Annotated in this window: 16 protein-coding genes; 7 read left to right on the forward strand and 9 right to left on the reverse strand. The window is 43.2% G+C overall.

Annotation, left to right across the window (positions count from 1 at the left end):
- Positions 1-81 precede the first annotated feature (81 nt).
- Positions 82-2,481 (forward strand): phenylalanine--tRNA ligase subunit beta, encoded by a 2,400-nt coding sequence (gene pheT, locus ACT3QN_RS10835; RefSeq protein ID WP_444523385.1) that lies wholly within the window; start codon positions 82-84, stop codon positions 2,479-2,481.
- 215 nt (positions 2,482-2,696) lie between these two features.
- Positions 2,697-2,996, forward strand: coding sequence for an integration host factor subunit alpha (locus tag ACT3QN_RS10840; RefSeq protein ID WP_444521578.1), 300 nt, complete (start codon positions 2,697-2,699; stop codon positions 2,994-2,996).
- Between the two features lie 246 nt (positions 2,997-3,242).
- Here ACT3QN_RS10840 and ACT3QN_RS10845 read toward each other — a convergent pair whose 3' ends face one another.
- Entirely contained in the window at positions 3,243-3,602 is a 360-nt protein-coding gene (locus tag ACT3QN_RS10845; RefSeq protein ID WP_444523386.1) for a hypothetical protein, read from the reverse strand.
- 527 nt (positions 3,603-4,129) lie between these two features.
- Between ACT3QN_RS10845 and ypfJ the strand changes: the two genes are divergently transcribed.
- On the forward strand, positions 4,130-5,017 hold the full coding sequence (gene ypfJ, locus ACT3QN_RS10850) for a KPN_02809 family neutral zinc metallopeptidase (RefSeq protein ID WP_444523387.1): 888 nt from the start codon (positions 4,130-4,132) through the stop codon (positions 5,015-5,017).
- A gap of 164 nt (positions 5,018-5,181) precedes the next feature.
- Here ypfJ and ACT3QN_RS10855 read toward each other — a convergent pair whose 3' ends face one another.
- The 3 genes from ACT3QN_RS10855 to trxA form a co-directional block, all read right to left on the reverse strand.
- Entirely contained in the window at positions 5,182-5,409 is a 228-nt protein-coding gene (locus tag ACT3QN_RS10855) for a hypothetical protein (RefSeq protein WP_444523388.1), read from the reverse strand.
- A 319-nt stretch (positions 5,410-5,728) separates the two neighbouring features.
- Positions 5,729-6,997: a transcription termination factor Rho gene (rho, locus tag ACT3QN_RS10860; protein WP_444521574.1), complete on the reverse strand. Its 1,269-nt coding sequence runs from the start codon at positions 6,995-6,997 to the stop codon at positions 5,729-5,731.
- A 525-nt stretch (positions 6,998-7,522) separates the two neighbouring features.
- Positions 7,523-7,849, reverse strand: a complete 327-nt coding sequence (gene trxA, locus ACT3QN_RS10865; RefSeq protein WP_025651527.1) for a thioredoxin — start codon at positions 7,847-7,849, stop codon at positions 7,523-7,525.
- 440 nt (positions 7,850-8,289) lie between these two features.
- On the opposite strand from trxA, the gene ACT3QN_RS10870 reads away from it, so the two are divergent.
- On the forward strand, positions 8,290-9,003 hold the full coding sequence (locus tag ACT3QN_RS10870; protein WP_444523389.1) for an RluA family pseudouridine synthase: 714 nt from the start codon (positions 8,290-8,292) through the stop codon (positions 9,001-9,003).
- 94 nt (positions 9,004-9,097) lie between these two features.
- The gene (locus tag ACT3QN_RS10875) at positions 9,098-10,723 is read left to right on the forward strand and encodes a flavin-containing monooxygenase (RefSeq protein ID WP_444523390.1); all 1,626 of its coding nucleotides are present in this window, start codon (positions 9,098-9,100) and stop codon (positions 10,721-10,723) included.
- 8 nt (positions 10,724-10,731) lie between these two features.
- Here ACT3QN_RS10875 and ACT3QN_RS10880 read toward each other — a convergent pair whose 3' ends face one another.
- Positions 10,732-11,679, reverse strand: coding sequence for a D-2-hydroxyacid dehydrogenase (locus ACT3QN_RS10880; protein WP_444523391.1), 948 nt, complete (start codon positions 11,677-11,679; stop codon positions 10,732-10,734).
- Between the two features lie 438 nt (positions 11,680-12,117).
- Here ACT3QN_RS10880 and rapA point away from each other — a divergent pair, with 438 nt between their 5' ends.
- Together rapA and ACT3QN_RS10890 are read left to right on the forward strand one after the other, a co-directional pair.
- Entirely contained in the window at positions 12,118-15,006 is a 2,889-nt protein-coding gene (gene rapA, locus ACT3QN_RS10885) for an RNA polymerase-associated protein RapA (RefSeq protein WP_444523392.1), read from the forward strand.
- Positions 15,007-15,377: 371 nt separating this feature from the next.
- Entirely contained in the window at positions 15,378-16,280 is a 903-nt protein-coding gene (locus ACT3QN_RS10890) for an acyl-CoA thioesterase (protein ID WP_444521569.1), read from the forward strand.
- Between the two features lie 75 nt (positions 16,281-16,355).
- On the opposite strand, the gene mutY is transcribed toward ACT3QN_RS10890, so the two are convergent.
- The 4 genes from mutY to ACT3QN_RS10910 all read right to left on the reverse strand — a co-directional run bounded on the left by mutY (position 16,356) and on the right by ACT3QN_RS10910 (position 22,950).
- The gene (gene mutY, locus ACT3QN_RS10895; RefSeq protein ID WP_444523393.1) at positions 16,356-17,606 is read right to left on the reverse strand and encodes an A/G-specific adenine glycosylase; all 1,251 of its coding nucleotides are present in this window, start codon (positions 17,604-17,606) and stop codon (positions 16,356-16,358) included.
- A 147-nt stretch (positions 17,607-17,753) separates the two neighbouring features.
- On the reverse strand, positions 17,754-18,692 hold the full coding sequence (locus ACT3QN_RS10900) for a GIY-YIG nuclease family protein (RefSeq protein ID WP_444523394.1): 939 nt from the start codon (positions 18,690-18,692) through the stop codon (positions 17,754-17,756).
- A gap of 23 nt (positions 18,693-18,715) precedes the next feature.
- The gene (gene ylqF, locus ACT3QN_RS10905; RefSeq protein ID WP_444523395.1) at positions 18,716-19,672 is read right to left on the reverse strand and encodes a ribosome biogenesis GTPase YlqF; all 957 of its coding nucleotides are present in this window, start codon (positions 19,670-19,672) and stop codon (positions 18,716-18,718) included.
- 125 nt (positions 19,673-19,797) lie between these two features.
- Positions 19,798-22,950, reverse strand: coding sequence for a DUF2339 domain-containing protein (locus ACT3QN_RS10910; protein WP_444523396.1), 3,153 nt, complete (start codon positions 22,948-22,950; stop codon positions 19,798-19,800).
- Between the last annotated feature and the right edge of the window lie 221 nt (positions 22,951-23,171).

The raw sequence follows: 23,171 nt of genomic DNA on the forward strand, positions 1-23,171 counted from the left end.
GTGCTCCTTGCTAATATAACAAGTGAATTCGCCAAGCTTTACTCCAACATCTTTATTATAAAATTCTGATCCGAGATATTTATGAAAATTAGCGAACAGTGGCTACGTCAGTGGGTAAATCCTACAAACACTAGCGAGCAGTTAGCCGAACAGTTGACCATGGCAGGGCTTGAAATTGACGATCGTTATGCGGTTGCCCGTGCTTTTAGCGGTGTGGTCGTCGGTGAAGTCATCAGCGTTGAACAGCATCCTGATGCAGATAAATTACGTGTTACTCAGGTAAATGTCGGTGATGCTGAGCCATTACAAATTGTCTGCGGTGCTCCTAATGTGACCGTCGGTATGAAAGCGCCTGTTGCTACCGTTGGTGCGGTATTACCAAGTGATGATAGCAAAGGTTTTAAGATCAAAGAAAGCAAGCTACGCGGTGTGGCCTCGAACGGTATGCTGTGCGGCGCTTCTGAAATTGACCTAGTCGATAATATAGATGGTTTGCTTGAGTTGCCAGGAGATGCACCAGTTGGTACAGACATCCGTGAATACTTAGGTCTGGATAACCAAATACTGGACATCTCTATCACGCCAAACCGTGGTGATTGCTTTAGTGTACGTGGTATTGCTCGTGAAATATCAGTCATCAACGACTTACCTGTACAAATGCCAAAAGTTTCCGTCAATATTGATGGAACTGCCGCAACGCCAGCTGTGTCAGTTGATGCAAAGAAAGCGTGTCCTCGCTATCTGTTACAATCAATTAGTAATATCGATCGTAGCATCGATACGCCAAAATGGATGCAAGATGCACTGGTACAGTCAGGACTACGTTCACACAATTTCTTGGTCGATGTGACTAACTATGTGTTGATGGAGTTGGGTCAACCGTTACATGCTTTTGACGCAGACACGATCGAAGGTGATATTGTTGTACGTTTGGCACAGCCTGACGAGACTATTACTTTGCTGAATGAGCAAACCGTTACCTTGACGGGTGATGAGCTTGTCATTGCTGATGATAAAAGTGCCTTGGCTTTAGCTGGTATCATGGGTGGTCAGCGTAGCAGTGTCACTGACAGCACTACCAATATCATAGTAGAAAGTGCTTTCTTTGATCAACTCGCTATTGCTGCACGTGCACGCCGTTTTGGGCTACATACGGACGCATCTCAGCGCTTTGAGCGTGGGGTCGACTTTGAATTGCCAGCATTGGCGTTGGCACGAGCTTGTGATTTGATCACCAGCATCACTGGCGGGGAAGCTGGAAAGATAACCACGGTTGAAAACCTTGAGCATTTACCAGCACGCACACCGATTACATTGCCAATCGCGAAAGTTCATGATGTCATTGGGATTGATATTGATCCATCTGAGATGATACGTATCTTAACCCAATTGGGTTTTGACGTAGAGCAGCAGAGCGATTCACTGGTTTGTAAACCGCCATCTTATCGTTTTGATATGAGTATCAAGGAAGACTTAATCGAAGAAATTGCTCGTATTTATGGCTATGACAATATTCCAAGCGTCTTGCCACATTTGCAAGTAAGCATGGATTATGATGATACCGCAGATTTGACTCATGAGATGAAGCTAGCATTGGTCGACAACGGCTATATGGAAGCGATTAGCTTTAGCTTTAGTGATGCAAAACTAGAATCATTACTTGATGACGAAGCGCTAGGGGAGGTATTGGCACTCGCAAACCCTATTTCTAGTGATTTGGCCGTCATGCGTCGTACCTTGCTATCGAGCCTACTGCCTTGCGTGCAATATAACTTAAATCGTCAGCAGCCACGTGTACGTTTCTTTGAGACAGGCCTTAGTTTTGTTGGACAAAGTATCAGTGACTTAGTACAAACGCCAAGTATTGCCTTCGTCGCAGTTGGTGATATATGGAGCGAGCAAGCTTATCAAAACCGTGCTCTAGATTTTTATGACCTAAAGCATGACATTGAGCAGCTATTACCAGCTCAAATCGATAGTGCGCGTATCCGCTACGAGCGTAGTACGCTAAGCTTCTTACATCCAGGACAAAGTGCTGAATTATATATCGATGATATATATGTTGGTTGGTTGGGCCAGTTGCATCCAACTACTGCTAAGCAATTAGATCTACCTGCTACCTGGGTCGCTCAATTGTCACTTGCACCGCTATTGACAGTCGCACGTGAGCAGCAAGCCATCACGACACCAAGTAAGTTCCCGCAAGTACGCCGTGATATTGCTATCTTGGTAGATAGCGACATCAGTTTGCAGACGTTAGAGACAACCGTGCGAGCCGCGGCAGGTGATATGCTGACTGACCTTTGGTTATTTGATGTTTACCAAGGTGATAAAGTACCAGCAGGGCAACGCTCATTAGCATTTGCATTAATATGGCAAGACAGTACGCAAACATTGTCTGATGAAGCCGTCAAAACTGCCACAGATAAAGTGGTACAAGCGCTAACTGATCAGCATTCAGTACAGCTGCGCGATAGCTAACATTTAGTATGTATTATACCCAATGCTCTGTAGCCTTTTTATCTTGAGGCTACGGAGCATTGCTATTCATAGAATAAGTTAAGTAGTTATTAATAAAGGATTTTAATGAAGACTTTGTTAAAAAATAGTCAAAAAACCTTTATAATAGCTAGCCTTAACCCTCATACCGCTAAACCATGATATTCGACATCACGACATAGCATAGGAGTCGTACTGTGAGCACCTTAACCAAATCTGACATGATTGAGCATTTGATGAGTCACATGAACCTAACACGCCAAGAAGGTCGCTGTCTGGTAGAGAACTTTTTTGATGAACTATCAGAGAGCTTGATTGATGGCAAAGAGGTCAAGCTTTCAGGCTTTGGCAACTTTGAGCTTAAAGATAAAAATAGCCGTCCAGGCCGTAACCCAAAAACAGGAGAGCCTGTGGCAGTATCTGCACGCCGTGTGGTTACTTTTAAAACAGGACAAAAATTTCGTCAGAAGGTTGATGAGCGTTTGTTTGATAGCTAATACCTAGCTTCGCACTGTCTTAAACGATTGCGTGCCTGTTTTATCGTGAGTTGATAAGAATACTAGTGCGTATTTGCACTGAGTTATTTTTACGTACACCTACGTCTTTAGGTGTTGCAGTCTGCATCGGACACGACGATTATATATAAAGTAAAACCTTACTAGTATCATAAACGATAGACATAAAAAAAGAGAGCATAGGCTCTCTTTTTTTTACTACAGCTTTTCTATTGTATGAACAATAAATTACTGAGCTTCTTCAACTACTACTTCGTCAGAAGCGTCAACAGCAGCAGTATCAGTTTCGCTAGCTACGTCCATGCTAGTAGTTTCTTCGCCGTCTACAGGAACTTCAGCGTCCATTTCGTCAGTAGCAGTTGCTTCTTGAGCATCAGCGATGTCAGCTTCAGCGTCAGCAACAGCAGCGTCAGCATCAGCAGTCATTTCGCCTTCAGCATCAGCTTCGTTTAGCTCTTCAGTAGCGTCTTGCACTTCTTCTTGCGCGTCAGATAAATCTTCGGCAGCGTTTTCTGTGCTGCTGTCACAGGCAGTAAGGCCCATAGTTGCAGTCATGATACCAGCTAGAGCAAGTAATTTAAGTTTCATATGGTTTTCTCCGGAAAAATGAAATGAGCAGTAGCAGCAACGAAGGTTGAAAACCGAGATTTCTCAGAGTTCAATTAGTCTTAGTCACAGCTACTCAGCTTCCACGCATTCTATAGGTTTTCTAAGTAAATAGAAATAGTCTGTACAATTAAGTAACAATAAAACTTACAATGATATTTTACTCTAGCTGTTCAATATAATTTTTAATACAAGAAGCCAAACTAATCAAAGTATAATCAATGACATCCGAGGGGTTAAAAGATTTTTTGGTTCTTATTTTTCATCATAATTTGTCGCTGTTGGCTTTGCTTTTTGGGTAAAAAAGAAGTCGAGTAAACCGAATATTGTGCTGAATGATACCAACCATATTTAAGGTAGTAATTTTATATATTTCTATTTATTTTTAAGATAATAGACGAGCTCATGACGTGAGTTAGTTGGCTAAATAATATATAACAAAGCTAATGATCAATAGCAGTAATGATGAATAGAAATAGTAAATCAATCTATATTTGAGGAATGGAATTATGAAATGGCGAGGTAGACGAGGTAGCTCGAATGTGCGCTCTAGCACAGGTGGCGGCAAGATGATTGGCGGGGGTATCGGTGGTATTATTATCGCTGGCATTTTATGGTTGGTATTTGGGGTAAACCCAATGACTGCCTTACAGACAGGTCAAGCAGTCACAGATGGTAGTAGTGAGTCATCTACTGAAGTTGCAACTAGTACAGACCGAGACACGCAATTTGTAAAAGTTGTATTGGCAGATACAGAAGAAGTCTGGCGTCAGGTCTTTAACGAAGCTGGTAGTACTTACCAAGAGCCATCATTGATTTTGTTTAATGGTCAGGTCAGCTCGGCATGTGGTAGTGCGAGCTCTGCAACCGGTCCGTTTTACTGTCCAGGAGACCAGACTATTTATCTGGATACGTCGTTTTTCGTAGAAATGCGTCAAAACCTTGGTATCTCAGGGGATCAGCAAGGGTCTGGTAGTCAAGATAATCAGGGCAAAGCTGGCGATTTTGCGCAGGCTTATGTAATAGCACATGAGGTAGGTCATCATGTACAGACGTTACTAGGTATTAGTCAGCAGGTAAATGAAGCCCGTCAGCAAGTGACTCAAGCACAGTCTAATAAGTTATCGGTATTGCAAGAGTTACAAGCGGATTGTTTTGCGGGTGTATGGGCGCAACGCAATCAAGAGCGCGTACAGTTTTTGGAAGCTGGTGACATTGATGAAGCAGTGAACGCTGCTGGTCAGATCGGTGATGATCGTTTAGCAAAGGCAAGTGGTGGTGCAGTAGTACCTGATAACTTTACCCATGGCACCAGTCAGCAACGTGTCGAATGGTTCACTCGTGGTCTAGAAAGCGGCAGTGTACAATCTTGTGATACTTTTAGCGGTGCACTTTAATAAGCGTATATTTCAATTATGATATTTTTTAATGAAGGTTTAGCGCTTACCAATTAATAATCAAAATTAAGACATAAAAAAGCCTGCAACGAATTGCAGGCTTTTTTATCATTTTTCTTTAATATGACTCAACCAGTTGTCGAATAATATTAGAGTAGAAGGATTTAGTTGTTATCAAGAACATAACCACCAGCACCGCCAATCGCCGCACCAGCTAATGCACCCCGAGCAATATCTTTGCTGTCGCCTTTACTCTTAATAAGAGCACCAGCTGCTGCACCAGCAGTAGCACCTTTAGCTGTGTTGCTCATGCCGCTATAAGAGTTACAACCAGTCATGATTAGTGCTGAGCTAGTAATTGCGGTCATTGCGAACGTTTTAGCAAATTTCATATTATCACCTATTAAGTCATCAAGTTTAAAATCAATACCTTCAAAATACTATGTCCATGATATTTTCAAGTATATTCCTACTGTCTATCATAATAGTCGGTTGCCGATAATATAGACGTAGTAAAAAAGCTAAACTTTGCAAACGAGATGTAAGCGATGTTGCCGTACTGTATCATTGGCAATGTCTGTGAACGATGATGAAGGGTGAATTCTAACCATTCTAAATATTAATATTTAGACACTGTCATTAAAAAAGACCACCTACAGGTAGTCTTAATATTGAATCAAAGCCGAATGTATCTAGTAAACCAATCCAACATTAGTTTTGTGATTTACGTTTCATTTGTTCAAAGAATTCGTCATTAGTTTTCGCTTCTTTCAGGCGATCCAACAGGAATTCAGTGGCTTGTACACCATCCATTGGTTGAAGTAATTTGCGTAAAATCCATATCTTGCGCAGCTTGTCTTCGCCCAATAGACGCTCTTCGCGGCGTGTGCCAGATTTTTTAATATTAATCGCAGGGAAAACACGTTTTTCAGCCAAGTCACGCTCAAGCGTAATTTCTTGGTTACCAGTTCCCTTAAATTCTTCAAAAATAACACTGTCCATTTTACTACCAGTATCAATAAGGGCACTGGCAATAATAGACAAGCTACCACCTTCTTCAACGTTACGAGCAGCACCGAAGAAGCGTTTTGGGCGCTCTAGGGCATTGGCATCCAGACCACCTGTTAACACTTTGCCAGATGAAGGTATAACCGTATTATAAGCACGCGCTAGACGAGTAATTGAATCAAGTAAAATCACTACGTCTTGCTTATGTTCAACCAAACGTTTTGCTTTTTCGATGACCATTTCAGCAACTTGTACATGACGCTGTGGCGGCTCATCAAAGGTAGAGGCAACGACTTCACCGCGTACCGTACGTACCATCTCAGTCACTTCTTCTGGACGCTCATCAATCAATAGTACGATGAGATAACATTCAGGATTATTACGGGTAATTGATTGAGCGATGGTCTGTAGCAACATCGTTTTACCCGCTTTTGGCGGGGCGACGATGATAGAGCGCTGACCTTTACCAATCGGAGCGATAAGATCGATGATACGTCCAGTCAAATCTTCAGTAGTTCCATTACCAAGCTCAAGTTTTAAATGCTCAGTTGGGAATAGGGGCGTCAGATTCTCAAAAATAAGCTTGTGACGTGAGCGGTCTGGTGTATCAAAGTTGATTTCGCCAACTTTTAGTAACGCAAAATAACGCTCAGAATCTTTCGGCGGACGAATCGTACCAGCGATACTGTCACCAGTCTTTAGACTGAAACGGCGAATTTGGCTAGGGCTAACATAGATATCATCAGGACCGGCTAAATATGAGCCTTCTGATGAGCGTAAAAATCCAAAACCATCAGGAAGAACCTCAAGTACGCCGTCACCATAAATGGCTTCACCGTTACGCGCATGGGTTTTTAGGATAGCAAAGATAATGTCCTGTTTACGGCTACGCGCCATATTATCAAGACCCATTTCTTTAGCAATAGCCAATAGCTCAGAGATTGATTTTTTCTTTAATTCAGTAAGATTCATAGATAGGTCATTAGCAATTGATCAGATGAGAGATGCCATTAGCAGCACAAGTCACGACAGTGATTAGAATAACGATAATATGATGATATAGGTATGTGCACAGCGCTATAGTTTATGTAGTTTTGGCTTTGTATGTCTGCTTATGTACGCATTGCCGTTATGGGGTGCAAGGTAATAAGAAATAAGGATAAAAAAGGCTACATAGGAGTCTGCGTCAAAAACTCAATATCAGTAATTGCGTTTAGTCATTTTGTTCAGCAATGGTGTTTATAATGACGATTGTGTTTTTGTTGATAAACACGAGGAGAATAGCGACAAGATACTTAGGAAAACAGTTAGTTTTCTCTTGTCAGCAGACTATACGGTCTTCACAATAGCGTTGTCAATAAATTTTGTTAAAAAAGGCGGATTATCGAGTTTTTTGCACAAAAAACAAGCAAAAAAGCCACTATCTTAGTCAGATAATGGCTTTCTCGGTCATTCTATTTTGCCCGCTTAAGACAGTCCAAAGCGAGCAAGTTTAACTTATAAATGCTTGTCTAGTACTTTAGCCAATTCAGCTTTTGGCTGTAGGCCCATGACTGAATCAACTTTTTCGCCGTCTTTAAATACAAATAGCGTTGGAATGTTGCGAATACCGAAACGGCTAGCTGCTTGTGGGTTGCTATCCACGTCTACTTTAACGATTTTAACTTTACCTTGGTACTCAGTCGCTAGATCTTCTAAAATAGGAGCGATGGCTTTACAAGGACCACACCATGGCGCCCAAAAGTCTACTAGTACAGGTACGTCTGATTGTAGAACGTCTTGATCAAAATCTGTATCGGTAGTATGTACAATAAGGTCTGACATAATTTTATCTCTCTTGTTTTATTACTTCTATCACCACTCATCAACGTATATATTGGTTTAATAATAAATCAGTTGGTGGTCAAAGAATTGTTTAGAAGCGGTGAAAATGTGCCATTATATTAACATGTTTGCCCTAACTTGTTAGATACAGGCTGGTTAAATTGTTTAACAACTAGTATTAGCACAATAAATCGAAACGGTGCAACACAAGAGAGTTCAGTCTGCTATTCAGTACGGTTATCTTTGTCAAAGTACGTATCTCAATAAGATAAAAGTCGCATTTTATGTATAGCAGATAGCAATATTGATAAGTTTAAAACTTAGCCAGATTTCGCTGTCGTTTGAAAAGTGGCTATCGTTCCCAACATGGCTATCACGTTCAAAAGAGTAACCATCAAAAATTCTTATCTCAAAACCAATTTACAGAAGTAGTTAAATTTATGCCTTTTACTGATGAAGAAGTCAACGCTCTCAATATCCAAGAAAGCGCTTATTCGCTTGAGTTTTTTAAAAACTTTGCGCAAGAAATTACAGTTTATGAAGATGATGATATTTGGGTGGTTGATAAACCTGCAGGGCTGTTAAGTGTCGATGGTAAAACACTTAAAGTCAGTCTGCTTGCTCGTCTTGAGCGTGCTAACCCAGCTGTCAAGTTGATTCATCGTTTAGATATGGATACCTCGGGATTACTGATTTTTGCAAAAAACGCGGCAGCGCAAACCAATGTCAGTAAGCAATTTATCGAACGTCTACCGCAAAAAAAATACCAAGCACGTGTCTTTGGCGAGTGGGAGCAGGTCGGTGCAACCGGCGAGATATCAGTGCCAGTACGCTATGAGCCAAGCACCAAACCGCGTCATATCGTCGATCATGACTGGTCAAAACACGCGCTCACGCTATATGAAGTCGTGGCTCATGAAACTTGCAATGGTGAACCAGTCACACGAGTGATGTTAAAGCCGGTTACAGGTCGCAGCCATCAGCTGCGTGTACACATGGTTCATGTCGACCATGTGATGATTGGCGATCCAATTTATGCTGAAGGTACCGCGTTAGAGATAGCCCCGAGGTTGAACTTGCATGCGCAGCAGCTGCGTTTAAAGCATCCAGTTTTGGGTGCTTGGATGGACTGGGAAAGTCCCTGCCCGTTTTAAGCGTGATGCTTTGCCGCTTGTTGTTAATAGATGCGATAAATGACTCTAACGCCAGCATATAAAATGCCAGTCATGCAAATACAAGGATGAAAGTATGCTTGATATCACTACTACCAAACAGGCCATCAAAAACCGTCTTAAAGGTAGAAAATCAAAGACGGCTAAGGTAGCTGACTATGAGGTATTAATTATTGGTGCGGGTATCGCAGGCGTTGGTATGGCTTGCCGTTTACAGCAACAGCAGTATAAAGGCCTGTTCGGTCATAAAGCCCCAAAGAAGCAAAAGCAGGCAAAGCTAAATAAGAAAAACAAAATTTCACAGCGTTTTGCTATCTTCGAAAAGCGTGCTGATTTAGGCGGTACATGGGATTTATTTACTTATCCAGGGATTCGCTCTGATTCTGACGCCTTGACCTTTGGTTATAACTTTAGGCCGTGGCTTGATTATAGAATGTTGGCAGCAGGCAGTGATATCAAACGCTATATTGCCGACACGGCACGCGAATTTGGGATGACCGAACATATCCATTATCAGCACGAAGTTCAGCAGATCTCATGGTCTAGTGACGATCAACAGTGGTCAGTAACCGTTAAGAACCACGCTAGTGGTGAGATTTTCGTTACGACTGCTAAATTTATCGTAGGTGCTACTGGTTATTATGATTATGAGCAAGGTTATCGCCCTCATTTTGATGGAGAGGAGGATTTCTGCGGTCGTATTGTTCATCCGCAGCACTGGAATAATCTAAACTACGATGATAAAAAAGTCATCGTCATTGGTAGCGGTGCCACAGCGGTGACATTGCTACCTGCGCTAGTAGATGATGATGGCGAGCAATGTGCGCGTCATGTCACAATGCTACAGCGTACACCAACCTATGTGGCAAGTGTGCCGGGTGATGACTATGCGATTGACTGGCTATCAGGCAAGTTTTCACCATTATCAAAAGAGCAAGCTTATACGGTACTACGTGCGCGCAATGTGTTGAGACAGCAAGGTCTATATAAAGTTGCGACTCACGTGCCCAAGGTGATGAAAGCAGTCTTGAAAAGTGGGGTGAAAAAAGAGCTAAAAGGCAGCGGTGTTGATAGCAATCATTTCATGCCTGATTATAATCCGTGGGATCAACGAGTGTGTGCGGTACCTGACGGTGATTTATTCAAAGCCCTACAGGATAAACGTGCAACAGTGGTGACCGATCAAATCAGTCACTTTACCGAAACAGGAATTATGCTGCAATCTGGCCAACATCTCGATGCTGATATCATCGTTACTGCGACCGGTTTAAAGCTGCAGATGTTGGGCGGGGCAGTGGTATATATCGACGGTCAATCTGTCGATATCGGCACGCGTATGACCTATAAAGCGGTCATGGTTGAGGGTGTGCCCAATATGGCAGTATTGTTTGGTTACACCAATGCCTCATGGACGCTAAAAATCGATTTGGCCTGTCAATATGTGATGCGACTGCTGGGTTATATGCATAAACGGCGCTACCAAGTGGTAACACCCTATGCAAAAACTGAACAGGCGCAAGCATATGTTCAGGCAGATACTGTGATGGGTTCGCTATCGTCTGGGTATGTCAGACGTGGCAAAGACAAGCTACCTAAGCAGGGCGATCGCTATCCTTGGTACGTAACCAATAACTATCTAAGCGACCGAATCATGCTTAAGTATCGCAAAATAAAAGACGACTGGTTACGGTTTGGTCGTTAGCATCTTGATTATTGATGGTGGTTATCGATGAAGTCAGTGACTTGTGTGCTTAATATTTGCCATAACTTTTCTTGGGCGCTTTTGCTGCCCCATGCGTTGTGCGGACTAAAGATAACACGCGGATGGTCGCTGAGACTGAGCAATGGGTCATTATCAGCGATAGGTTCTTGTTCAAACACATCGCTCGCATAACCGATGATTTGCTCATTATTAATCGCGTCAGTCAATGCTTGGCTATCGACAATACCACCACGCGCGACGTTAACGATGAGCGGTTGTTTGGCCATTTTTTCCAAGGTATCTGTATTGATAAGATGCTTGGTTTGTTCAGTTAGTGGACAATGTAGGCTAATCACGTCAGATTGTGCGAGTACGTCTTCAAACGCGGTATAGTCGTCGCTGCGCGGTTCGCGTCCTTGATGCTCCGCCCACAATACGGTCATACCAAAGGCACGAGCAATCTCAGTCACGCGCTTTCCGATGGTACCAATACCGATGATGCCGAGCGTCTTATCTTCCAAATCTATCAATGGAATATCAAGCAGACAAAAATCCCCCTTTGCTTGCCACGTGCCATCAGCGACTTTTTGATGGTAGTGAATACCAGCGCGCATTGCGGTCAGCATTAACATAAAGGTATGCTCGGGGACGCTTTTTACGGCATAGCCTGCAACGTTATAAAGTGTCACGCCATGCTTATCGCAAGCCTCTTGATCGACGTTATTCATACCCGTCGCGGTGAGTTGGATAAGCTTAAGCTTTGGTAGTTGCTCTATCACTTCAGCACTAATCTGGACTTTGTTGGTGATAATAATATCAGCATCTTTACAACGCTCAACGATGACATCTGTATCTTTTGGCGTATCGTTGTAAGTGATGTAGTCGCTCACACTTACGGGTGCAGGCAAGTCAATACCTTCAGAAAATGTACCTTTATCTAAAAAAACGGCTTGCATGTCGAGTCCTTATTTATTGTTGTCTTATAGATAGTTGGCGAATAACTGGCTATCGCATGAATACTTATCGGTTTAATGTAGCACGTTGTCATTATTAATTAAAAATAAAATGACTAGAGTGGCCTTCTGACAACCTCACAATGCAGCACGTCAATAACTCGCAAAATACATTGTCCTAAATATGGCCCTGATACAGTGTTGGTCATAGGCTTTATAAATAGAAAAGTAACATCAGATGGCTCTTGAAAATGTAACTTAACGCACTCATCTACACGCTAACGTTATATAATGGTGCAACTTGGATGCTGGCTTTGTTGAGGTTACGATGCTGCGTTGGTAGGTTTGTTACGGTTTGCGCCTTGTCATTCTCTCGCTATCGCCAGTCACCATTGTTATCTATCTAATTTCTTACTACCTGAGTACAAAAGACATCGCCTTATGACTATCTCTATTGCTTCATTGCACAGTACTGAATTCGCCGTTGGTCAACGTTATTTATCTGATACGGAATCTGAGCTTGGCTTAGGTGTGGTCATCGATGTTGACGACCGATGTGTGCATATTTTATTCCCGCAAAGTGAAGAGACACGCGTCTATGCAAAAAACTCTGCACCATTGTCGCGCGTGGTGTTTAAGGTCGGTGATAGCATCTACGATCAAGATGGCAAAAGCTATACAGTCAATGCTGTCGATGAAGTCATGGGTGTACTCAAATATGGCGTCGATGAGCATGAGCGCGGTATCATGGAAACTCGTCTTGCTGCCAATATCACATTGGCCAAACCGCTTGAACGCTTGCTTGCTGGACGTATTGAGCGCGGTGATTGGTATGAGCTGCGTCAAGACATCTTACGCATGCAGTCAGCACTGGCAGGTCATCCACTAAAAGGCTTGATGGGTGCACGTGTCGATATCATCGAGCATCAGCTGTATATCGCGCATGAAGTTGGCAAACGTATCGCGCCACGTGTACTGCTGGCTGATGAGGTTGGCCTTGGTAAAACCATCGAGGCGGGCATGATTATTCATCAGCAATTGCTAACGGGTAAAGCTGAACGTGTATTGATTTTAGTGCCAGATAGTCTGCAGTATCAGTGGATGATTGAGCTGCGTCGCCGCTTTAACCTAAACTTTGCTTTGTTTGATTTGGTACGTACAGCGGCTATTAAAGAACATGATCCTGAGCAAAACGTCTTTGCTACTGAACAATGTATTATTGGTGGTATGGATCTGTTGCTCGACCACCCAGACTTATATGACCAAGCGATGGATGCAGGCTTTGATTTATTGGTTGTCGATGAAGCGCATCATTTGCATTGGGATGAAGCGCAAGGCGGCAACGATAAGTATGACTTGATTGCAGATTTCGCTGAAGAAACGCCAGGTGTAATGCTATTGACAGCAACGCCAGAGCAGCTTGGTGCGCAAAGTCACTTTGCTCGTCTGCGTCTGCTTGATCCAGATCGCTTTGATGATTTAGATGAATTTATTGATGGTCAAGAGGCTTTTGCAGAGACAGCAGCAGTTGCTGGCGTTTTGATAGAAGAAAAGCCATTAAATGAAGGTCAAATCGCTGCTTTGAGTAGCTTACTAGACATTAGTATTGATGAGCTATCCTCAATCAATGAAGATGAAAAACTGCGGACACATGCGCTAAATGAACTATTAGATCGTCATGGTACCGGCCGTATTTTGTTCCGTAATACCCGTGAGAGTGTTAAAGGCTTTTATGGTCGTAGTAGCCAACCATATCCATTGCCACTTCCTGAGGCATGGAAAGACAGCTATCAAACCAATGGCAAGTTGCGTGAGCAGCTATGGGGCGAAGAAAACCAACCAGACGGTGGCTGGCTAGAAGATGACCCACGCGTTTCTTGGTTGATTGATATCTTACGCGGTGAGCTCAAGCATCAAAAAGTGCTATTAATCGCTCGTAGTGGCGCGACGGTAGAGAGTCTAGAAGCAGTATTGCGTCTGCATGCTGGTATCAAGACGGCTATCTTTACTGAGCAAATGACACTACTTGAACGTGACCAAGCGGCTGCTTTCTTTGCAGATAGCGAAGGCGCACAGATATTGTTATGTTCAGAGATTGGCTCAGAAGGTCGTAACTTCCAGTTTGCAAGCCAGTTAATACTATGGGATTTACCTGCTAATCCAGATACCTTAGAGCAGCGTATCGGTCGTCTAGATCGTATCGGTCAGACTCAGCAAATCATGCTGCATGTGCCTTATGTGCAGGGTACTGCACAAGAGCGTCTGTATCAGTGGTATAACGATGCGTTGAACATGTTCAATCAGATATCGCCAACCGCTCAAAGCGTACAAGAGCAGTATATCCAAGAGCTCAAACCAGTGCTTGAGGGTGCTGATACCGCTGAAAACAATGTGACTCTACAAGAGGTCATTTCAGAAGCGTCACAGACCCGAATGGGACTTGAGGCACAGCTACAGGCTGGTCGCGATCGCCTGCTAGAGTACAACTCATGCCGTCCGCGTGTCGCAGGTCGTATCGCTGATGCCATGCGTGATTTTGATGGCAATAACTTGCTACCGCATTTTATTGAGCGTTTCTTTGCGTCTGCTAACATTGACCATAGTATTCAACGTGATGGCTCGTGGGTCATCGCACCTATCGATAGTACCGAGATTAGCGACTATATTGATGGCTTACCACTTGGTGATGAAGATGGTATGACGTTGACCTTTGAGCGCGAGCAAGCACTGCAGCGTGAAGAGATCGACTTTGTCACACATGAGCATCCATTGATGCGTGCTATCTACGAGTTAGCTAGTACAAGCACCTTTGGTAATACCACAGTTGCCATGCTTAAAAGTGCTGCTGTTCCTCAAGGTATGGTACTGCTAGAAGTGAATTTCCGTGTTGAAGCGATTGCGCCAAAAGTGCTTAATCTACCAGCGACTTTGTCCACGCAAAATATCCGTGTCTTTATCAGTGAGCAGGGTAGTGATTTATCGGCTCGTATCAGTGCTGAGATGATTATGCCTCATATTGAACGCTTGGATAAAAATCGTGCCCGCCAAGTCATCAAAGTGCGTGGCGATGTGATTGAGCAGCGTTATTACGAAGCCGAAGATATTGCTCGTCAGCAGATAGCTGAGATTGGCGAGCAAGCAAGTAGCCGCTTTAGCCACCAGTGGTCACGCGAAATCAAGCGTCTAAAACATCTACAGACGATCAATCCGAACGTACGTCCTGAAGAGATTGAGCGTTTAGAGCAGCTCAAAGCTCAAGGCGAACAAGCGCTTGGTAACTTATCGCTAGTGCCGGATTCTATTCGCGTACTCGTAGCAGTTAAGCCATAAACATCGACGTATTTATAAAAGACGGGGTGTTGTTATACATCTCGTTTTTTATGGTTCAGACTGCCTGATCCACTAATTAGTTACGATTCGTCTGGCAAGCACGGACAAGCAATACTTACGAGTAAGTCGACAGTAACTAGTCAAAACCATCAATATTGGGTAAGATGTTTACCTTTTCTATTGAAAATAAATGTGTAGCGTTAGCGAACATAGCTACAACTGTATTTTTGTTCTAAAGTCTCTTTGCTTATTTTAGCAAGTGATCCCATATTATTTTAAATTCAAGCGCAGCGGCTATATAGCATCGATATTGTCAGGTGTTGATTTTTAGATGCTGAGCGTTTTTGATAAAAATAAGGAAACATGTCGTCATGTCCCATAATCTACAACTGATCGATGAGCTGCTAGCTACTATCGCACTTATTGAAGTTACCCCTGATGTGTTTGAGGGTAAAAGCCATGACTATGTGGGCAGTCGTATATTTGGTGGGCAAGTACTCGCCCAAGCGATTATGGCAGCAGCGCATACATTAGATAAAGACAAACCTTGTCACTCGCTGCATGGGTATTTTTTGCGTGGTGGTGATATCAATCAACCCGTGATATACCAAGTACGTCGATTGCGTGATGGTCGCAGCTTATCTGCACGTGAAGTCACCGCTATTCAGTACAAAGAAGTACGTGGTAAGCCGCCTGTTGAGCAAGTAATATTTTCAATGATCGCTTCGTTTTCACCGATGGAAGAAGGGCTTGAGTATCAAGAAGACATGCCTGCCTATCCACCGCCAGAAGACTTACTAACAGAACAAGAGTTAAAAGAAGAGAATGTCGGAAAAGTGCCAGAAGCACTGAAAGCGAGATTTATGCGCCGCCGTCATGTCGAGATTAAGCCAGTTAAGCCGCGTAACCCGATTAGCCCAGAACCTATGAAACCTAAACAAGCAAACTGGCTACGTATTCGTGAGTTGGGCAGTCAGCCAACGGCTGTTCAGCAGGCACTATTAGCGTTCTCGTCTGATTTTTATTTGGTTGGCACAGGGCTGATGTCACACGGTGTTAGTTTTATGACCAGTGGATTACAAGCTGCCAGTATTGATCATTCAATGCATTTTCATCGTGACTTTGATTTGAATAAATGGATGCTTTATGACATGTGGAGTGATACTACATCTAATGCGAAAGGGTTAAACCATGGCCAGTTTTGGCAAGATGGCAAACTGGTCGCTACTGTGCAACAAGAAGGACTCATGCGCTTACGTGTGCCAAAGTCTTAGGGTGCTGTAGACTCCGCTATCTTTATATTGTCATCATAAAAAAAGCGACTCATTATTAATAGTGAGTCGCTTTTTTTATTCTAATATCTTAACCATCGCACGGGGTAGCCCTAGACTATCTTGCGCTTTTTGTTTGGTTAACCACTTGAAGTCAATCTCAGCCGCTATTAATTTCTTATTTAGCTCAGTTACCTGCGTCGTATCGACTGTCAATTTGCGTGGGGTCAAATACCAGTGAAAGTGCGTCAGAGAATGCTTAATAGGAGCATCATCTAGCAATGACTTACTAACTGATTTGGCGACCAGTTTGTTTTTTATGAGCCACTCATTAATGATTTGCTCAGCAGTGGTAAACTCTGCTTCGTATACTTTTTCATTACTGCGTACATCATTTGCTACGTTTGATGACTTATCATCATCAGCTAGCGGCTGTTTAACAGTAGCCTTACTATTCGTTTTACCATCAATTTTTTCTACGAACTTTAAGGGCAAACTCCATAATCCCCCCCAGATTCCATTGTCAGGGCGTTGTAGCCACAATATCTCACCGTCTGCACTCTCGATTAGCAGTGCATCACTGAATTTACTGGGTTTGGGTTGTTTCTTTGCTTTGACGGGATAGTCAGTCTCGCGCCCTTGTGCATGGGCTAGGCAGTCTTTTTTGAGTGGACATAAGAGGCAGGCAGGTTTGCTACGGGTACATAATGTCGCGCCCATATCCATCATCGCTTGCGCGAATAATCCTGAGTTTGCTGTAGGTGTTAAGCGCTCTGCCAGTGCCCATAGTTCTTTATTCGTAGCAGACTTGGTAATATCGCCATCGATAGCTGCCCAACGTGTGATGACTCGTTTGACATTGCCATCACAGATGACGCCATAATGGTGCAAGCCCATCGCCATAATCGCACCAGCCGTTGATGGCCCAACGCCTGAAATAGCCTCCCATCCTGCTAGTGTCTGCGGAAACTCGCCTGTCTCATTAATTACCGCAACCAACTGCTTAGCACCTTTATGCAAATTACGCGCGCGTGCATAATAGCCCAGCCCCGCCCAATGCTCGGCGACCAAATCCCAGTCAGCAGCGGCTAAATCTTGTACGGTTGGAAACGTCTCCATAAAACGCGCAAAATAGGGTAGTACAGTGGTCACTTGTGTTTGCTGGAGCATGACTTCTGATAACCAAACGATATAAGGATTGGGCGTATCGGTCTTATGTTGTTGCCAAGGTAAGTCATGGCGACCATTTTCGGCAAACCAATCGAGTAGGCGTGGGGCGAAGGCGTTCAGTGCAGTAGATGATTGAGAAAATTGAGTAGGCAAAAGCATTCCTTGTAAATTGAACAGGGATATATAGGATTTAGATTTATAGCTGACAAGCGAGAAGGTAAATAGATAAAACTATTTACCAGTATATGAGGCTTAATTGTTTATAAATAAAGGGGATAGATAGGGTCGCTATAGAGAAGTAAAGGCTTATCGATAAATATTGTCTAAAGTTTCGCCCGACTCATTTTTCCATTCGATCCATCCGTTGGTTGAACGTCCTGATACTAAAGCACTGGCTCCACTGGGTGTCTTGAATAAATGGTTTTCAGTAAGTTTATAGCTTTTATCGTTTATGGCTATGAGTTTTCCACTACTAAGCAAGCTATCTTTTAGTTTAGTCACAAATGGCGGAGCTGATGACGTTTGTGTTTGTCTAATTAGAGAACCTGCTAATATTACAAAGCCATCATCGTCATAGTATCCTTTAGCATCACCATCTTTTACCTTGTAGTAAAATAAGGCTAGAATAGGTTTCGTTGGTGTTTCATCGATTATCTGTGCGATTTTAGCAATGGTCGAGCCAGTCGGTTTATTTCTATGAGTCTCGTTACTATAAAGGCTATCATGAATCGCTAAGGACTCGAAAATAGGCTGTCCTAGGGTGGATAGTAAAACGTCAAGGGTGTGGAATAATTCCTCGCAATCAGCTTTCAACGGGTCAGGGGTATACGGTTTATTACCATTATTTCCATTTTTTAGTTCGTAACGACCTACCTCAATAGCAGTTGCGATAGCCTTATGTTCCATATATAGCGCATGGGTTTGCGTCATAGAGTTGTTGGTAGAGAGCATGACAAAAGCTCGTGTCCAAAAGTCTTTGTCATCATGTTGGTTAAGACGTCTTTTAAGATCGCCAGTTTGTCCCACATAGAGTAACGGCTTCTCTACACTATCGGTGTCACCAATCAAAAAATATAAACCAACTTGATTTGCATCGGGCATCGCAAAAAAGTCTTCAATGTGGATACGTGGGATCTCAATCAATCTTACTGTGCGCGTAGTCATCTCTGCCAAACGCAACCCACGAGGGTTACCTTTTGGCAGATAAATTTGAATGGTTTTAGCTGATGGTATTAATGGATTCATAGTCGCTTATATTATTGGTGAATCTACTTACGATTCTTCCGCGTTTTTAGACGACGTAGGCGTTTTTCTTCCTCACGGGCTTTTTTCTTTTCTTCAGCAGCGAGTCGTTGTTCAGCAACTACGATTTCTTCAGCTTCAGTCATTGCTGGTGTCTCAAGGGTAATACGACCAATCTTCGCGCTACGAAGCTCATTGATGAGAATCTCAGACATACGGTAGGTATCGACTTGATTGCCCGCACGTACACAGCCGCGATTACGTCCAGCGACTTCAAAAAACTCCCAATCGGTCTTTGGCAGCTCTGCAATTTTATAACGAGTTTTTAGCAGCTCAGGATAAGCTTGCATTAGGTACTCAGCGGTGTAACTTGCCACATCAGCGAAGTCAAAAGCTGTATCACGGATACCGCCCGTCGCTGCCAAACGATAACCCGAGTTTTCGTTTTCAACCTTTGGCCATAGCATACCAGGCGTGTCATAGAGCATGATGTCATCATCTAGCTTAATCAGCTGCTGCGATTTGGTCACGGCAGGCTCATCACCGGTTCTTGCTACCGCACGCCCTGCTAAGGTATTAATCAGCGTTGATTTACCAACGTTTGGAATACCCATAATCATGGCTTTAATCTGGCGACCTGTACCGACTTTATTAGGCACGAGATGCTTACATATCGCGATGATGCGTTTGACATCATTGGCTTTCTCAGTATCGCAAGCGATGGCTTTCACACCGCTTTGTTGCTCGAGATAATCCATCCATATTTGGGTCAATTCAGGATCGGCAAGGTCGGCTTTATTGAGGATTTTGATAACAGGTTTTTCGCCGCGTAGTGCCGCAACCATTGGGTTTTCACTACTATAAGGGATACGCGCATCGATGACTTCGATGACCACATCCATCTGCGGCATGGTTTCTTTGATTTCATTACGAGCTTTGTTCATATGCCCAGGGAACCACTGAATGCTTGCTCTCTTATCCATCTGCTTTCATAACCTTTTATAAAAAATGCTAAAAGTAAAACAATCAACGTTTACTTTCTAATGGTGCCCAGTTTACTACAGAACCACAGTGCTCACGCCATAATTTCACCTAACCCGACTTGTCATTACTTATGATTTTGGCTTTCTGTGTGCTTGTGCGCGGGTGGTAATGGGGCAAGGTAACCAATCAAAAGTATTAAACTGCCTGCGCCAAGGAATGATATCACTCGCCAAATTGCTTCGGTCTGTGATAAATCTACCAAGACCAGCTTAAGTACGACAATACCTAATAATCCAATACCCATAAACCAAAGCGCGCGCTGCCAATAGCGACTCGCCATGATGGTGGCGACCAATGCCAAGAGCGTCCATAAAATCGTCAGTCCTGTTTGTACTTGCTCGCTTTGCCATGCGCCGCCTTGATAGTCATTCCAAAGTGGCGTGCTGATAAAGGCGTGTAGTGTTCGAACCAACATACTAGAGATTAACCAAAAACTGATCAGTCCCAATATAATTAGCAAATTCTCAGCGGTGAATACGCGCTTAGTTTTGGCAGCTCCACTTGGCTTGATAAGAGTTTCATAGTGACGGCGTTGTCTGATGTAATACAGACTAAAACCAACCGATAGCGTCAGCCAAGATGTGATGTCATATAGGTTGAATAACGGAAAATAAGATATTCCCCAAATTACACCATCGTAAGACCAATTGGTGAGAACGACCCATAGTAAGGCAATGGGAGCAAAGGTGGCAGCACATCCTAATAGTGCCTGTTGCCAATCAAACCAATACAGCAGACCTTGTTTTGATGTTTTATTAGTTGATGTATTTTCTTTATTTTGACCAATATAACGATGATTGAACCATAACCCAAATAATATGAGAGCTGCTGAAAACAAGAAGGCCATCACGCCATCAGAGTCTGGCAGTCCATAATGTGCAGCGGCAGCAATCAGTAAGATACCCTTCCCTAGCCAGCTTGCAGCAGTATAGCGTGAGGTGTTGTTATTCTCAGACCATGTATCAGACCATGTTTTTAGCCATAGCTGACCCATAACTAACCAGCCAATTACTAACCCTATGAACACCAACCATTCCGCCGTTACCCACGTCAAATTCTGCTCAAACTTTTGTGGCAGTTGCAGTATTAGCATAAAGTAAAATAGAGCTAATAAGCCATGATTAAGCTGTCTAATCTCCGTCCACGAACGATAGCGGTTGATGACCCAATAAGCGATTAAACTGATGAGTGCTGCCAGTGCAATTACCGTCGTGCTTGATTGCCAGATATCAAACCAATGATGCAAATCAAGCATCAATACTTGTAGCATCCAAGCCATTGCCGTCAATGTTAAAAGTTTGATGAATCTAGGGCTGTGCCAAACGAATTTGAATATGCGGCTCTGACTATTGATAGAAGTCAGCCATTGCTGTGCAGCTTGCGTACTGACACCTAGCGCACGGGCATAGCTGGTTAATGCATCTGATGTGACGTTCAGTTTTTGTGTTTGTATGACTGAGGATGTTATAGAGTTGTTGTTATAAGTGTTATTACTGCCGTCTAACGTACTAATCAGCGCAGTAGGAGAGTTACTAGCACGTAAGATAAAGATGGATGCTAGATAACTGAGCGCTGAAATACTAAAGGCTAAAACGGGGTAGTCTTTGCTAGAGAATGTCGCTGTTGTCACTAGCATACCAATACTGACTAGCTGTAATAGTAAGCCAAATAACACAGACCATGATCGCAGAGAGCGTCGTCCAAACCATACTAGCGCCAATCCTTGTACAGACCAACCGAAAGCAATCCATTCAGCATTTAGCGCTAGCGGAATAACGAGTGCAAAAAATACTAATCCTAACGCCAGCATCCCTTCGGTGATTAAAGCATAGCGTCTACTGCGCTGGATGAACAACCAGCCTATCCCAAGATAAACTACCGCCAAGATGGCACTGGTAACCGTTAGAGCGTTGGAGATGTCGTTTAGCAAGGCAGAAAACAAACCAAAAGCCAGTAGTGGTACTGAAAACAATAAGCCAGTATCAATAGGGAATACGTAGGGGCTGCCGACATAGGCCTTGTTCAAGTGCTTCGTATTAACAGCATGACTGAGGTCTTTTTCATTTAGCGCATTATAGGTGATGATTTGCTGCGCATAACGAATGACGACGAATAAGTACAGCAGCCAGTGTAAGGTAACCAATGCTACCAATGACCAGCGCTGCGTTTCAATGACGGCGCTCAGGTTCTCGCTTATTCCCCAATAGTATGCCAAACCAAATGTCACCGTCACACCAAATATATTGAGTATTTTCCACGGTCGATAATGAGCAATAATGGTAATCGTGACGTTTAATAATAGGTAGTAGCTGAATAACGTGGTCAAGCTACCAGTATCCTCACTTGTCAAAATCGGTGCAAAAAACCCACCAGATAACGCCAATAATGCTAATGGGAAGGCATTTTGACGTACGGCGAGGGCAACGGTAATAGCAGATAATAACCCAAGCCCGATAAAGCTTGGGATACTAGGAAAGATTTCATAAACACTATAAGCAAAAAAGGTGCTTAGATACGTAATTGCTAAGCCTGCGCCTTGTAACGTGATACCGTAAGAAAAACGTTTTGCGGTTAACTTTAATCCAAGTGCTGCCAATGCCAACCCTGTAACACCAACTGCTATCAGCTTTGTTGCAATCGAAATCTCGATATATTCGCTTAATAAGCGAAGCAGGAGCACCACACCTACCAGCAGTACCAGTACGCCGACCCGCACAACTAAATTACCGCCGAAGAACCAGTTTTTTATTGAGTGAATTAGTGAGGTAACGATAGGTAATGAGCGTTCGTCAGGCTCAATAGGTGGGGTAGACGTTGGATTTTTCGTATTTATAGAAGCATGATTGTCTGTAGATTTATCATCATAAATGTTTGATGCTGCGTGTATGGTCGAGTCTGAAGTAACGGTAGGAAGCGGTGGTGGCGATACAAGCGGACGATTATCTGGAGAAAGTTTTTGTGAGTCAAAAGCTGTAGCTTTAGCATCATTGTCTTTAACGTCATAGTCGTCATTAGCAGTTGTGCGTACATAATCGCTTTCATCGGCCGAAGGTGCAGACGGAAGCGTCATACTACGATATCTTTGCTGCTCAAGCTCAGCTTGCAGCGTCGTCACATCACGGCGTAGATGCTCGATTTTTCGAGCTATCCTAGTATATAACGCGACCACCACGATCAATAAAATCGTAAAAGCCAGCCAACCTAACTGGGTCACCATTAGATATAACATCCTCGTCGCTCAATCCAGTTTATAGTAAAGTGATAATGACGTGATTTGATAAGAAGCACAAGACTACTCTGATTACTGGGCTAAAAGACAAGTGCTGAATGACACTCACAATAAAAGGGCAGCTTAATAATTAAGCTACCCTTTTGGTAATGACTATTTTCTTACTTGTCGTATAAATCTATTTTAAAAAAAGACTTTTAATAGGCTCG

Origin of the sequence: Psychrobacter sp. AOP7-C1-14 (genome assembly GCF_052376135.1) — a bacterium.
Taxonomy (GTDB): Bacteria; Pseudomonadota; Gammaproteobacteria; order Pseudomonadales; family Moraxellaceae; genus Psychrobacter.